Below are 14,181 nucleotides of genomic sequence, written 5' to 3' on the forward strand. Positions count from 1 at the left end.
TACCCCGGCGAGGTCAGCTGACCGCCGCGCCGGGACGGAAGGCGTACACCGCGGCGAGCCGGAGCCGGGTCGCCGCCGCGTAGGCCGGTAGTCGGGTGAGCGTGGCGGTGGACGGGCGGTACCCCTCGAGCACCGCGTCGCGCAGCACCGCCGCGGTTCCGAGAAGACCCTGCTGCTCCCGCAGCTCCAGGTGGACCAGCAGATTGGCCACGTCGAGCGCCGGCTCCCCGGCGGCGAGCAGGTCGAAGTCGAGCAGCCCGACGGACCCGTCGTCGGCCACGAGCACCTGCCGGTCGTGCAGGTCCCGGTGCAGGAGCGCCGGTGGACCGGCCGGCCGGTCCGCCAGTGCGCGGGCCACGTCCTCGACACCGGGGACGTCCGCCGCTCCGAACGTGCGGGCCAGCTCCGCCCACCGACGGAGCACCGCCACCTCCGCCGCTGCGTCGTGCACCGGCGTACCCGGCGGTACCGGCGCCCGGTGCAGCGCAGCCAGGGCCGTGCCCAGCGACCGGCAGGCCGGCACCGCGGCTGCGGAGGCGAGCAGTTCGTGCAGCGGCCGGCCCGGCAGGGCGGCCGTGGTCAGCCGGCCGAGTCCGAGGTCGGACCCGAGCAACCGCGGTGTGCGCACCGGTAGCCGGGGCACCCGCTGGGCCGCGAGCAGCAGGCCCGGCAACCGGTCCGGCCGCACCACCTTCGTGTAGGCCACTGCTCCGTCCGGTCCGCCGTGGCGCAGCACCGCGCGCCGCTCCGGGCGGTGGGCCAGCAGAGCGGCGCCCGGAGCGGCGAGGAGCTCGCCCAGGCCGCGCAACCGCCGGTCGGCGCCCTGGGGCTGCAGCACGAGGCCGCCATGCACGGTCGCGCCGACGGTCGCCTCGGCGACCGCCCGGGCGCGTCCGGGATCGCCGAACCACTGCCCCGCGGTCGGCCCCCCGCCCAGCGTGGCCTCCAGGAGCAGGTGCTCCGGACCTCGCGGCCAGGCCCGCAGCAGCCGACCGCCCAGGCTCTCGACGGCGGCGCAGGCGGCGGCGAGCCGGGTGCGCGTCCGGCTCCCGTTCACGACAGGGCCCGCTCGGCGGCGTCCAGGGCGCGGACCAGACCGCTGTCCCACGCGGGTTCGGCCAGCCGGAAGGGCTCCGGCGCCCGGCGCAGCAGCGCAGCGGCGGTGTGGGCGGCCAGCTGACGAGCCGGGGGCAGCGCACGGATCGTGGCGTAGCCGGCGAGCACCGGCTCCACGTCCCCCCCGTGCCCGCCACCGTCGAGACGGGCGCCGGCGATCATCGACGCGAGGTCGGCGGCAGGATCGTCGAGCGCCAGCTCGTCGAGGTCGGCGAGCGCCGGGCCGCTCGGCCCGACGACCACCTGGTCGGCCGAGAAGTCACCGTGGCAGACCCGCAGCCCGGGCGGTGGTCGGAGCCGCGCCGCGATCACCGCGGCCAGGCCCAGGGCGCGGCCGGCCTGCGCGGGGAGCAGCCGCGCCACGAGGCGGGCTCCGGCCCGCGTGCTCTCCGCGACCGTCTCGGGACGGCGCCGCAGCCCCGGGGCGGAGTGCTGGTGGAGCTGCGCCAGCGCCCGGCCCGTGGCGCGGAGCAGCGGCGCACGGTCGCCGACGGGGACGTCGCTCAACGCCTCACCGGGCAGCCACTCCATGACCGTCAGGCCGAGGCCGGCATCCGCGGCGACGAGCCCCGGCGTGCGCACCCGGGCCGTGCCGAACGCGGAGAGGGCGGTCACCAGTTCGGCGGTGACGGCCGGCCGGTGGACACGCATCAGCACCGGCTCCCGGCCGGCGGCGGTGAGGACGCCGACCCACCGGCGGGCGGGCTTGTACCGCAGCACCCGGATCGTCGCCGCGGCGAGCGGCCACCCCGGGAGCAGCGGAGCCAGGACGCCGGGCCCGCCGCCCGGCCCGGCCAGCGCGGCGACACCCGGCAGGTCGCGGTCGGCCGCCCCGGTGGTGAGCAGCAGGCGCCTGCCCTCGTCCACGGCGAGCACCGTTCCGCCCGGGGCCCGGCGCCGGGTCTTGGCGAGCTTGGGCGCGCTGTGGCCGGCCCAGGCGCTGAGCACCGCGGGGACCGCGCCCGCCCCGGTGCGCAGCTCCAGGCCGAGCACGCAGCCGGTGCCCGGCTTGTACCGGAGGTAGCGGCGTCGCGCGGTCCCGAGGCCGTGCCCGGCCAGCCAGCCGGCCAGCACGTCGTCGTCCAGCAGCACCGGCAGGCCCGGCAGACCGGGGTCACGGGCGGCGAGGTCGGCGTCAGCGGGCTGCACGGGGGAACTCCTCGGACCGCGTCGCCGGCCGGTCCGCCGGCACGACGGAGATCGGCGCGGTGCGCGGGTGCTCCGCCGGCAGCGGGACCGGCCCGGTCGGCAGGACCGCCTCGGGCCGCCCGGTGCGGAGCACCCGGCCGTCCTCCATCCAGAACACCCGGTCGGCGTTCCGGGCCGCGGCGAGGTCGTGGGTGATCACGAACGTGGTGCGCCCGTGGGTCAGCCGGGCCAGCGCCGCGGTCACCTCCGCCTCGGTGTCCTCGTCGAGGCCGGTGAGCGCCTCGTCCAGGACGACGATCGGGGCGTCGCGGAGAGCGGCCCGTGCGATGGCGATCCGCTGCCGCTGGCCGCCGGACAGCGTCGAGCCGCGCTCGCCGACCACGGTGTCGTAGCCCTGCGGCAACCGCCTGACGAAGTCGTGTGCACCGGCGAGCCGGGCGGCCGCCTCGATCTCCTCCTGGGTGACCTCCCGGTCGACACCGAGCGCGATGTTCTCCCGCACCGATGCGGCGAACAGCACGCTCTCCTGGAGCACGATGGACACGCTCGCGCGCACCGACGCGACGGTGAGGTCGCGGAGGTCGTGCCCGTCGAAGGCGACGGTGCCCGTGTCCGGGTCGCGCAGCCGGGACAGGAGCGAGACGAGGGAGGACTTCCCCGCCCCCGAGGGGCCGACGACGGCGATCCGCTCCCCCGGCCGCACCCGCGCGCTCACGCCCCGCAGCACGGGATGACCGGGCTCGTAGGCGAGGTGGACGTCGTCGAACTCGACGTAGCCGAGCAGTGCGGGGCACGGGCGTGCCCACGGGGCGTCCCGCAGCCCCGGCTCCTCCTCCAGGACGTCGACGATCCGCTCCCCGGACGCGGCGGCCTTGGAGATCCGGCCGGTGTACTTCGCGATGTCGCGCATCGGCTTGAACGCCGTCTTCAGGTAGGTGAGGAAGACGGTCAGCTCGCCGGGAGTCAGGTCACCGGCCAGGACCTGACGGGCCCCGACGTAGAGGACGATGCCCGTGGCCAGGCCCACGAGGACGTCGGTGCTGCGCTCCAGCCCGGCAGAGAGCCGCTTGGCCCGCACGCCGTCGCGCAGGCTTCGCTCGTTGCTGCCGCCGAAGCGCTGCTGCATGCGCTCCTCGAGGGAGTAGCTCTGCACCACCGTCATCGCCCCGAGCGACTCGGTGGCCAGCGACGCCAGCGCTCCCTCGGCCGTGCGCTGGGTCCGCGAGACGCCACTGATCCGCCGGGTGAGCCGCACGCTGATCAGCCCGAAGAGCGGGAAGACCAGCAGCACGACCATCGCCAGCTGGAGGTTGAGCGCGGCGACGACCGCGAGCATCCCGAGCAGCGTCACGGCGTTACCGAACAGGGGCAGCGCCGCGGTGACCGTCGCCTCCTGCAACCGGCCGACGTCCCCGGTGACCCGCGTGACCAGGTCCCCGGTCCTCGCACGGTCGTGGAACGCCATCGACAACCGGTTGAGGTGGGCGTACAGCTCGCCGCGCACCCGGGTGAGCACCCGGTTCCCGGCCAGCGCGAAGCAGACGGTCATGCCGAAGGAGGCCAGCGCCCTCAGCGCGACGACCGCGAAGACGGCGATCGAGGCGACGACCAGCACGGTGCCCAGGTCGTCACGCGGTGCGACGGAGAGGTCGGCGCCGGCAGCGACCACGACGGCGTCGATGACCCAGGCCAGCGGCCAGGGCTCCAGCAGCCGCATGGCGACCTCGGCGAACAGGGCGAGCAGCCCCAGCAGGAGCAGCCGGCGCTGGCTGCGCACGTGCGGGCCGAAGCGGCGCAGCGTGCGCCGCAGCCCCGGCAGCGCCGAGCGCAGGCCGATCGGCCGCTCACGGCGGATCGGCGTGCCCGTCCTCACCGCGGCACCCCCGGCCCCGCCGGCGCGGCCGTCCCGAGCGCGTGCGCGAGCGAGCGGCGGACGACGTCCCGCCAGGTGTGCCGGGACACCGCGGCCGCGCGCCCGGCGGAGCGGAGGCGCTTCCGCTCGGCGGCATCCGCGCGCAAGGCCGACAGGGCGGCGGCCAGCGCGGCCGGGTCGCCGGGCGGGACGAGCCGGCCCAGCGGCCGCCCGTCGGGCCCGCCGCCGAGGATGCCCGGCACCTGCCCGACCCGGCTCGCGACGACCGGGAGCCCGGCGGCGAGGTACTCGTAGACCTTCAGCGGGGAGAAGTAGCTGTTCTCGTCGGCGGGGTAGGGCGCCACTCCGACGTCCATGCGCTGCAGCTGGGCCGGCACGTCCGCCGGCGGCAGGGCGCCGGTCGCCTCGGCCACGGCGCCGACCTCCGCCGCCCGGGTCAGCAGGGCCGGCCCCATCGGCCCGTCACCCACCAGCAGCAGCCGCCAGGTCGGGTCGTCCACGGACAGAGCGGCGACGGCGTCGACCAGCGTCTCCACGCCGTGCCACGGCTTGAGGGTGCCGACGAAGCCGACCGTGAACGGCGTGCCCCATGCCGGGGTCACCGGCCGCGACGTCGGCTGCACCCGCTCGACGTCGACCCCGTTGGGCTCGGTCCGCACCCGGTCGGGACGGCGGGACACCGACCGTGCCCAGGCGGCGACCGGGTCGCTGACGCACACGACCGCCGTCGCCGCGGAGAGGGCCGCGGAGGCGACGGCCTCGGCGCCCGCGCGGTCGGCCAGCGACCGGTGCGCGGCCTGCTCCGCGGGCAGCGGCGCGTTGACCTCCAGCACGCTGGGCACGCGGGCTCCCTGCGCCCAGGCGGTCGCGGTCCGCCCCCACAGCGAGTACCGCTCGTAGACCAGCTCGGGTCGGATCCGATCGAGGCAGGCGGCGACGGCGGCGTCGCAGGCCTGCGCGGAGCGCTCCCGGTCAGCGTCCTTTCCCGTGACCGGTGGCAGACCGTCCAGCGTGAGGCCGGGCAGCGGCTCGCCGCCCAGGCGGGGACTGAGGACGTGCACCTCGTGCCCGTCGGCGGCGAGCTCGCGGAGGACCGCCTGCAGGTGCACCGACGCGCCCTTGCTGCCGAAGACCGGGATGCCCGGATCGGTGCAGACGACGGCGACGCGCATCAGCCGGCCACCACGGCCTGCGTGCGGGCCGTCGACGCGCTCCCCGTGGGAGCTGCAGCGGGCGGGAAGCCGGCCGCGACGCCGGCCGCCTGCCGGCGGGCGTCGAAGTCGGCCTCGATGCGGTGCCGCGCCGACGTCGCCAGCCGGGCGCGCAGGTCGGCGTCGTCCAGCAGTCGGCCCAGAGCGGTCGCGAGCGCCCCGGGGTCGCGCTCGGGCACCAGCAGGCCGGTCTCCTCGTCCCGCAGGACCTCGGGGATGCCGGTCACCGGCGTCGCGACGCACGGCGTCCCGAGTGCCATCGCCTCCAGCAGCACGGTGGGCAGCCCGTCGCGGTTCCCGTCGACGCCGACGACGCAGGGCGCGGCGAAGACGGCGGCCGAGCCGACCACCCTCCGCACCTCCTCCTGGGTGAGCGCCCCGGTCATCGTCACGACGTCGTGGAGCCCCAGCCGGCCGACCCGGGCGGCCAGCTCGCCGGCCAGCGGTCCGGTGCCCACCAGCTGCACCGAGAGCTCGCGGCCACGGGCGCGCAGCAAGGCGACGGCGTCCAGCAGGTCCGCGAACCCCTTCTTCTCCACCAACCGGCCCACCGCCGCGATCACCGGCGGGCGGTCCGTGACCGGGTTGCGCGGGAAGGCGGCGAGGTCCAGGCCGTTGTAGACCCGCCGGACCCGGTCCGCGGCGGAACCGAAGCGGCCGCGCAGGTGCGCGAGGTTGAAGTCGCTGATCGTGACGACGTCGGCGGCGTCGACCAGCTTGGCGCGCAGCTCCTCGTGCCGGACCTCGCTGTGGAAGATGTCCTTCGCGTGGGCGGTGAACGAGTACGTGATCCCCGCCAGCCGCGCGGCGAGCCGGGCGACCGTGGTCGCGACGGACGCGAAGTGGGCGTGCAGGTGCGTGACTCCCCCGGCGCGGACGGCGAGTGCGAGCTCCAGCGCCTGCGCGGCGTCGAGCGCGTCGGCGTCCCACAGCTCGTCGGCGTGGTGGGCGAGGTCAGGCAGCCCGGCGCGGGCGTCCCGGAACGCCGTCCACAGGTCGTCGGCGCGGATGCTCGACGAGCGCAGGTAGGTGACCGGCGCCCGCAGGCGGGCGAGCGACTCGTGGAAGCGGCCGTCGGCCGGTGGCCGCAGGGAGAAGACCGCGACGTCGAGACCGCGCTCCTGGTGGGCGAGCAGCTCGGTGACCACGAAGGTCTCGGAGAACCGTGGGTACATCTTCAGCACGTAGCCCACGCGGCCGGGGCGGATGGGCTCAGGCAGCTGCACGACGGACCTCCTGCAGCGCGGTGCCGCCCGCGCCACCGGTCCCGCGGGCGGAGCGGCCGAGGGGCGGACGGGACCGGCCGCCCAGCACCAGGTCGGCCAGGTGCGGGACCCGGCGCAGCCCGTCCAGGTCGACCGGCGCACCGGCCGGGGCGGGCGTGCTGACCGCGGTCGCCAACCAGTCGCCCAGCACGGCGCCGCTCAGGTCGGCCGGGCGGCAGTAGTCGAGCAGCCCGCGCTCGGCGAGCCGTTCGGCACGTACCAGCTGCTCCTCGCGTGGGGCCACCCGCGGGACGACGAGCGCCCGGACGCCGGCGGCGAGGAGCTCGCAGACGCTGTTGTACCCGCCCATCGAGACCACCGCGGCAGCCGCGGCGAAGAACTCCTCGCTGTCCGGCACGAAATCGAGGACGGTCAGGCGCTCGTCGGCCGCGGCAGCGGCCCGGACGGCGTCGCGCACGGAGGCCGCCATGAACGGCCCGGTGAGCAACACCCCCCGGTGCCCCTCGGGCAGCGGCGCCGAGGCGAAGGCCCGGGCCAGCTCCTGGCCGTCCTGCCCACCACCCACGGTGCAGAGGACGTAGGGCTCGGCGGGCGGGGTGAGCCGGGCGGTCGGGCGGCTTCGCGGGCGAACGGTGTCCCGGCGGCCGTGCCCGAGGTAGCCGGTGTACTGGACCATGGCGACCACCTCGGGCGGCAAGCGGTACTCGGCGACCGGGTCGTAGACGACGGGATCGCCGTAGACCCACACCGCGTCGAAGTAGTCGACGAGGATCTCGGTGGTGGCCGACCGCTCCCACTCCTCGATCGCCACCTCGGGGCGGTCGAGCACCTCCCGCAGCCCCAGGACGACGCGGGTGTCTCCCAGCTCGCGGAGCGTGCTCAGCGCCGGGAGCAGCTCGCCGCAGACCCCGGCGGCGACCTTGTCGACGACCAGCAGGTCGGGGGCGAAGGCTCCCAGAGCGGCGTCCAGGATGCGCGCCCGGACGTCCAGCACCACCTCGAGCGGGCTGGCCAGCGCACGGGCTGCGTAGTCCCCGTCGTCGGTCTTCCGGATCGTGGGCAGCGTGAGGACGTCCGTGCGCGGTGGGAGCGGAAGCATCGCCGCCTCCGGGTTGCCGGTCAGCAGGAGCACGTCCGTGTCGGGGCGTGCCGCCACCAGCGCGGCGGCCAGGGCGATGTTGCGGCGCGTGTGCCCGAGACCCTGGGTGTCGTGCGAGTAGAACGCGATCCGCCGCAGCCGCGGCGAGGCCTGTGAGGTGCGCGAGGGCTGGGGTGTCGGCGACATGAGGTCCTCCGGCGACGAGGACGTGGCCGTCCGGTGTCGAGTGGGTGACCCCACCGTGCCCAGCTCGCGTGGCACCCCGGTGAGCCGTGGATGAGAGAGACCTCATCCACGGGCGGGTCGAACGGCACGCGGGGCGCGTGGCCGGCCCCGCTCGCGGCGTCAGTCCTCGGTGAAGAGCGCCACCAGCTCGTCGGGCGTGCCGGGCACGTGCAGCGGGAGCACGGAGACCGACCACTCCGGGCGCCGCTCGTCGACGCCGAGCGCCAGGTCCCACGCCGCGCGGGGGGTGAGCGGGCCGAAGCAGGCGTCGTCGCCGTCCTCGCCCAGGTCGACCTCGACGAGCCACTGGTCCGACAGGTCGGCGGCGAGCTCGGCGAAGTCGGGGGCCGCGTCCTCGTCGGGCTCCGGGGAGTCGATCCGGACCGGGTAGATGAGCGCCATCCTGCGCACGGTAGGCCCCCGGGCCCCGTCCGGCATCCCCCGGACGCCCGGGGCGCCGGGGAGTGCCCCGACCGTAGGTTGGGCGCATGACGACGCCGCGGGACGACGGTCGCTCCATGCGCGAACGGATGCTGGCCGGCGAGCCGTACCTCGCCGACGACCCGGAGCTCGGCGAGCTCAGCTCGCGGGCCCTCGACCTCGCCGACGCCTACAACGCGACGTCGGTCCGCCAGGCCGGGCTGCGCCGGAAGCTGCTCGAGCAGCTGCTGGGGTCGGTCGGCGAGGACACCGAGCTGCGCCCGCCGTTGCGCGTCGACTACGGCCGGCACCTGACCGTCGGCGCCCGCTGCTTCGCCAACTTCGGGCTGGTCGCCCTCGACGTCGCCCCCATCACCATCGGGGACGACGTGCAGATCGGGCCCAACGTCCAGCTGCTCACGCCCACGCACCCGGTGGAGGCGGAGCCGCGGCGGCAGAAGTGGGAGGCCGCGCAGCCGATCACCATCGGCGACAACGTCTGGCTCGGCGGCGGGGTCATCGTCCTGGCGGGCGTCACGATCGGCGCGAACACGGTCGTCGGCGCGGGCGCCGTCGTCACCCGGGACCTGCCGGCCGACGTCGTCGCGGTCGGCAACCCGGCACGCGTCGTGCGCCACCTGGACGAGGCCCGGTAGCCGACGAGCCGCCGCCGGCGTCCCCGTGGGAACGCCGGCGACGGCTCGACCGGTCGGAGGCCGACGGGGCGCGGCCGGTGCGACCGCGCCCCGTCAGCCGTCAGTCGTCAGTCCACGACCTCGTGACCGTGCACGTGGTCGTGCGCGAGGCCGCCGCCGCCGGCCGCCTCCCTGAACGTGCCCTGCTCGCCGGCCGGGGCCGGCAGCTCGAACGCCGGACCGGGGACCGGTCGGCCCGGGACGCCGTTCACCGACTCCGTGGAGAAGGCGAACGTGAGCATCGCGAAGGCGATGAGGTCGCTGTTCACGTCCAGCGCGTCGAGGGCCATGTTGTCGATCTGGTCGCAGGCCAGGTGGTAGCACGGGTCGAACTGCTCGCCCGCGGTACCGCCCCAGATCGCCGCCTGCTCCTCGGTCTTGCGCACCTCGGCGCCGGTGAACAGACCCCCGGACGGGATGCCGGCGTTGATGAACGCCTGGTAGTCGCTGCGGCCGGAGTACTCCGCGTCGTCGTAGGGCACCCCGATCTTGGTGTAGTACGACTCGTAGAGGTCCTCGATCGCGGTGGAGCCCGCCGGGATCGGGGCCGAGGCGTCCCAGGTGGACTCGTCCGAGTCGTAGACCATCTGCACGTAGTTCGGCGACGCGACCATGTCGTAGTTCATGTAGAGCGCGATGCGGTCGAGCTCGGACTGCGGCAGCTTCTCGACGTAGCTCGTCGAGCCGACCAGCCCCTGCTCCTCCGCGGCCCACCACGCGAACCGCAACGTGTTGTGCGGCTTCATCCGAGCCATCGACAGCGCCGTCTCGAGCAGCGCCGCCGACCCCGAGCCGTTGTCGTTGATACCGGGTCCGACCTCGACGCTGTCCAGGTGGGCACCCGCCATGACGACGTTGTTCCGGTCCCTGCCCCGCAGCTCCGCGATGACGTTGTAGTCGGTGCGGGTCTCCGCGGGGAGCACCTTCACGAAGGCGGTGGCACCGTCGGCTGCCAGGGCCTCGCCCTGCGCGAAGCTGGCACCGACGACCGGGATGCCGTGCTGCACCGTGGTGCCGTCGCCGAGGGTCGCCGCGTTGGCGACGATCAGCTCCATGCGGTCGGGGCCGTTCCCCTGGTTGAAGATGATCACCGCCTCGGCGCCGGCCTGCTCGGCGTTGGCCGCCTTGTCGCCGAAGTTGCAGGTGCCGCGCTGGACGAGGGCGATGTCGGCCGGGCCGGTGAGGTCCAGCCCGGCGAAGTCCTCGGCCTCGCAGCCGCTGCTGGAGGCGGCCGGGTCGGTCAGTGCGAGGTCGACCGGTACGACGGCGCCCTCCACCGTGCCCGAGCCGCTGCCGGTGAAGACCCCGGTCTCGTACTCGGCCTCGACGGGGGCGAGCTGGCGCAGCTCGGCGGGGAAGTTGAACGTGACCTCGACCGGGTCGAGCGTGACGTCGAACCTGGCCTGCCGCAGCAGGCCCGCGACGTACTCCACGCTGTCGGCGTAGCCGTCCGTGCCCGCCGCGCGGCTGCCCGGGTAGACCGGGTCGTCGCTGTTGTCCGCGATCTCCTGGAACGCGCGCTGGTGCTCGAGGATGTCCTCGAGGTCGACGCACTCCAGCAGCTTCTCGTACGTGATGTTGTGCCGGCGGTCGCACGGATCCCGGGGCAGGGTGTTCGAGTCCCGCGGTGCGGCGGTGGCCGTGGCGGGGAGGGCCAGCGCCAGCAGCAGTCCGCTGGTGCCCAGTGCGATGGCTCGAGCCGCCGTCCGTCGTGCGGACGCGGTCCGTCGTTCGTTCACGCTCGATCCCTTTCGATCGGTGGTCGGCGGGATCCCCGCCGGCGCCGGCGCCCTTGCCGGCACCGGAACTCCACCGGAGGAGAGGGCGCTTGCATAGGGGGAGTTCGCGATCCGGAACTGGCAGGAGCCCGCGCGGCACCCACCCGTCGAGGGCTCTTCTCCGCGGCCGACCAGCGGATTCAGGCGTGAGCCAGGTCACGACACGCAGAAAACGGAAACGACCCTCCGTGACGGGCTGCGACGCTCGGCGACCGTCGCCGGGCGGGCGGGACCTCAGCCCGCCCGGCCGGCCCCGTCCACCGGAAGCCACCGGCGCCACCAGCGGAGCAGGTGCTCCAGGCGGTCCACCCGGTGCCGGGGGCGGCCGCGTCGCGCCAGCTCGTGCCCCTCGCCGGGGAACAGGAGCAGCTCTGCCGGCACCCCGCGCCGGACCAGCTCCGCGTACAGCCGCTGCCCCTGCTCCAGCGGCGTCCGCCGGTCCTCCTCCGCGTGGACGACCAGGGTCGGGGTGCGGATCGTCCCTGCCCGGGCCAGCGGGCTCTGCGCCGCCAACCGCTCGGGGTCGCTGCCCAGATGCGTGTCGACCAGGTACCAGCCCGCGTCGGAGGTACCGGCGAAGGCGACCGGGTCGATGAGCGCCCCCTCCACCACGGCCGCCGCGAACCGGTTCGTCCGGCCGATCAGCAGCGCGGCCAGCGAGCCGCCGTAGGCGCTACCCATGATCCCCACCCGACCGGCGTCCAGCGCCGGCTCGGTGAGCACCGCGTCGAGGAAGGCCAGGACGTCCTCGGCGTCCGGGCCGCCCCACGCGCCCCGGACGACCCGCCCGTGCGCCGCGCCGTAGCCGGAGGAACCACGCGGGTTGCACTGCACGACCGCGTACCCGGCGGAGACGAGGACCTGGACCTCCTCCGCCAGCTCCCATCCGCACTGGCGGAACGGCCCGCTGTGCACCACGAGCAGCACCGGGTGCGGGCCCGGCCCCGGTGGCGCGGTCACCCAGCCGTGCACCGGGTACCCGTCGGGGGCGTGCGCGGTGCACTCCCGCATCCGGTGCAGCCGACCGGTGGCACCGAGGTGGCGGCCGAAGCCGGTGAGCAGCCGGCGCCCCCCACCGCCGACGGCCAGCAGCTCCCCGGCCGACCGGTCGTGGCCCACCGTGGCGACGACGACCCCGCCCCCGGCGGCGATGCCCCGGACGGTGAACGGGCCGTCGACGAGCGTCTCGGGTGGCCCGCCGTCCAGCGGAACCCGCAGCAGCTCGACCGCGCCCCGTCGTTGGACGCCGACCAGCACCGCTCCGTCGGCCAGCACGGTCGCGGGGGTCGTGTCGCCCCGCCCGTGCTGCTCGGGGTCGAGGAGCACCGCCAGCGGGCCGCCGTCGACGGGGACCCGGCAGGGGACCGCCTGCCGGGCGGCCGCGTCCACGCCGTCCGGGCCCAGGTCGGGGATCGCGGTGAGCACGATCGTGGCGCCGTCCGGCGTGTACGCCGGGGAGGAGCAGTCGCCGCGGGACTGCGTGACGCGACGGAGCGCGGACCCGTCGGGGCCGATGACGTACACGTCCCGGACCAGGTCCCGGTCCGCCCGGTCGTGGCGCGCCGACACGAACGCCAGCTCGGCGCCGCCCGGGTGCCAGGCCACGTCCGCGCAGTCCGCCTCCCCCGCCGTCACCTGCACCGGCTGCGGGGGCGCGGCGGTGTCGTCGGCGAAGTCGGCCGGCAGCGAGGCGACGAAGACCTGGGCGGGGCGGTCGCGGAAGAAGCCCAGCCCGTCCCGGCGGTAGGTCAGCGTGGTGATCAGGCGCGGCGGCTCGGCCTCCGGGCGCACACCGGGGACCGTGCCGTACCGGCCGTGCTCGGGCACCCGTGCGACGTAGGCGATGCGGCGGGAGTCCGGGGACCAGACCGGCGCACCGGCACCCAGCGGGTGGTCGGTCAGCCGGCGCGGCGCGCCACCGGCGGCGGGCAGCACCTGCAGCTGCGGACGGCCACCTGGTTCCGCGCCCAGATAGGCCAACCACCGACCGTCCGGGGAGAACTGCGGGTCGGTGTCGCACCGGCCGGTGGTGAGCGGGCGCGCCGGCGCGGAGCCGTCGGTGGGCACCGCCCACAGCTGGCTGCGGTACTCGTCGGCGACGGGGTCGGGCCAGCCGACGGCCACGACCGCCATCCGACCGTCGGGCGAGACCGTCGGCGTCCCCGGCGTGCGCAGGAGGGCGAGGTCCGACGGGCGCATGCCGGCGACGCTAGCCGAGGGATCCGGGCCGGCCGCCCGGCGGCCGGGCCGTCGCCGTCAGCGTGCCGCGCCGCCCCCGCCCGGGCCGCTGGGGTCGGCGATCCGCGCCTCGGCCGCTGCCGCGGCCTCGGGCCCTCCCGGCGCCACCGCCTCGGCCTCCTCCGGCTCGATCACCGGCTCGTCGGCCGAGACGAGCCGGCCCCGCGTGCGCAGCAGGCTGGCGATCGTGGCGACCACGAGGACGCCGAGGATGACCGACAGCGACAGCCAGATCGGGATCTCGGGAACGGCCTCGAGGTGCTCGCCGCCGTTGATGAACGGCAGCTCGTTCGTGTGCAGCGCCTCCATCACCAGCTTGACCCCGATGAAGGCGAGGATCACGGCGAGGCCCAGCGAGAGGTAGACCAGGCGCTTGAGCAGGCCACCCAGCAGGAAGTAGAGCTGACGCAGCCCCATGAGCGCGAAGACGTTGGCCGTGAAGACGATGAACGCCTCCTGGGTGAGGCCGAAGATCGCCGGGATGCTGTCGAGCGCGAAGAGCAGGTCCGTCGTCCCCAGGGCGAGGAAGACGATGATCATCGGCGTCCAGAGCTTCGCGCCGTTCTCCGTGACCCGGACCTTGGCGCCCCGGAAGTCCTGGGTCATCGGCAGCACCCGGCGCATGCGCCGGATGAACGGGTTCTCCTCGTAGTCCTCGTCCTCGCCGCGGTGGCGGACCAGGTTGATCGCCGTGTAGACGAGGAACGCGCCGAAGACGTAGAAGACCCAGGTGAAGCGCTCGATCACCGCGGCGCCCAGCAGGATGAAGATGCCGCGCAGGACCAGCGCGATGATGATGCCGACCATCAGGGCCTCCTGCTGCAGGTGCCGCGGCACCCGGAAGCGGGCCATGATGATCACGAACACGAACAGGTTGTCGACCGAGAGCGAGTACTCGGTCAGCCAGCCCGCGTAGAACTCGGTCGCGGAGGTGCCGTCGGCGACCCAGAACAGGATTCCGCCGAACACGAGGGCCAGCGCCACGTAGAACGCGACCCAGCCTCCCGCCTCCTTCGTGCTGGGTTCGTGCGGGCGGCGGGCGACGATGGCGAGGTCGGCGAGCAGCAGGACGGTCAGCCCCACCAGCGTCGCGACCTCGAACCAGACGGGGAGGGCCACGCGCCGGAACGCTACGTACCGGAACGGCGGCC

At 75.4% G+C, this 14,181-nt stretch carries 11 protein-coding genes; 1 reads left to right on the plus strand and 10 read right to left on the minus strand.

Going from position 1 to position 14,181, the window contains the following annotated elements; translation table 11 throughout:
* Window positions 1-13: 13 nt before the first annotated feature.
* The 7 genes from ACI79K_RS02195 to ACI79K_RS02225 form a co-directional block, all read right to left on the minus strand.
* On the minus strand, window positions 14-1,057 hold the full coding sequence (locus ACI79K_RS02195; RefSeq protein WP_456598842.1) for a phosphotransferase family protein: 1,044 nt from the start codon (window positions 1,055-1,057) through the stop codon (window positions 14-16).
* On the minus strand, window positions 1,054-2,265 hold the full coding sequence (locus tag ACI79K_RS02200; protein ID WP_456598843.1) for an aminoglycoside phosphotransferase family protein: 1,212 nt from the start codon (window positions 2,263-2,265) through the stop codon (window positions 1,054-1,056). Before ACI79K_RS02200 ends, ACI79K_RS02195 begins: the two co-directional genes overlap by 4 nt.
* Entirely contained in the window at window positions 2,252-4,138 is a 1,887-nt protein-coding gene (locus ACI79K_RS02205; protein WP_456598844.1) for an ABC transporter ATP-binding protein, read from the minus strand. The genes ACI79K_RS02200 and ACI79K_RS02205 overlap by 14 nt, the downstream gene beginning before the upstream one ends.
* Entirely contained in the window at window positions 4,135-5,310 is a 1,176-nt protein-coding gene (locus tag ACI79K_RS02210; RefSeq protein ID WP_456590313.1) for a glycosyltransferase family 4 protein, read from the minus strand. Before ACI79K_RS02210 ends, ACI79K_RS02205 begins: the two co-directional genes overlap by 4 nt.
* A complete protein-coding gene (locus ACI79K_RS02215; protein ID WP_456590312.1) occupies window positions 5,310-6,575 on the minus strand; it encodes a glycosyltransferase in 1,266 nt (421 codons plus the stop codon). The genes ACI79K_RS02210 and ACI79K_RS02215 overlap by 1 nt, the downstream gene beginning before the upstream one ends.
* Complete coding sequence (locus tag ACI79K_RS02220; RefSeq protein ID WP_456590311.1) at window positions 6,562-7,860, minus strand: glycosyltransferase family protein; 1,299 nt, start codon at window positions 7,858-7,860, stop codon at window positions 6,562-6,564. The genes ACI79K_RS02215 and ACI79K_RS02220 overlap by 14 nt, the downstream gene beginning before the upstream one ends.
* A 159-nt stretch (window positions 7,861-8,019) precedes the next feature.
* Entirely contained in the window at window positions 8,020-8,301 is a 282-nt protein-coding gene (locus tag ACI79K_RS02225) for a hypothetical protein (RefSeq protein WP_456590310.1), read from the minus strand.
* Between the two features lie 86 nt (window positions 8,302-8,387).
* Here ACI79K_RS02225 and ACI79K_RS02230 point away from each other — a divergent pair, with 86 nt between their 5' ends.
* Window positions 8,388-8,975: a sugar O-acetyltransferase gene (locus tag ACI79K_RS02230; protein ID WP_456596471.1), complete on the plus strand. Its 588-nt coding sequence runs from the start codon at window positions 8,388-8,390 to the stop codon at window positions 8,973-8,975.
* A gap of 107 nt (window positions 8,976-9,082) precedes the next feature.
* Here the strand turns inward: ACI79K_RS02230 and ACI79K_RS02235 are convergent, their stop codons facing one another.
* The 3 genes from ACI79K_RS02235 to ACI79K_RS02245 form a co-directional block, all read right to left on the minus strand.
* Window positions 9,083-10,753, minus strand: coding sequence for a M28 family metallopeptidase (locus ACI79K_RS02235; protein ID WP_456598845.1), 1,671 nt, complete (start codon window positions 10,751-10,753; stop codon window positions 9,083-9,085).
* A 273-nt stretch (window positions 10,754-11,026) separates the two neighbouring features.
* Entirely contained in the window at window positions 11,027-12,991 is a 1,965-nt protein-coding gene (locus tag ACI79K_RS02240) for a S9 family peptidase (protein WP_456598846.1), read from the minus strand.
* 57 nt (window positions 12,992-13,048) lie between these two features.
* Complete coding sequence (locus tag ACI79K_RS02245; protein WP_456598847.1) at window positions 13,049-14,149, minus strand: TerC family protein; 1,101 nt, start codon at window positions 14,147-14,149, stop codon at window positions 13,049-13,051.
* Window positions 14,150-14,181: the final 32 nt, after the last annotated feature.

The sequence above is a fragment of the Blastococcus sp. SYSU DS0616 genome, assembly GCF_054051015.1.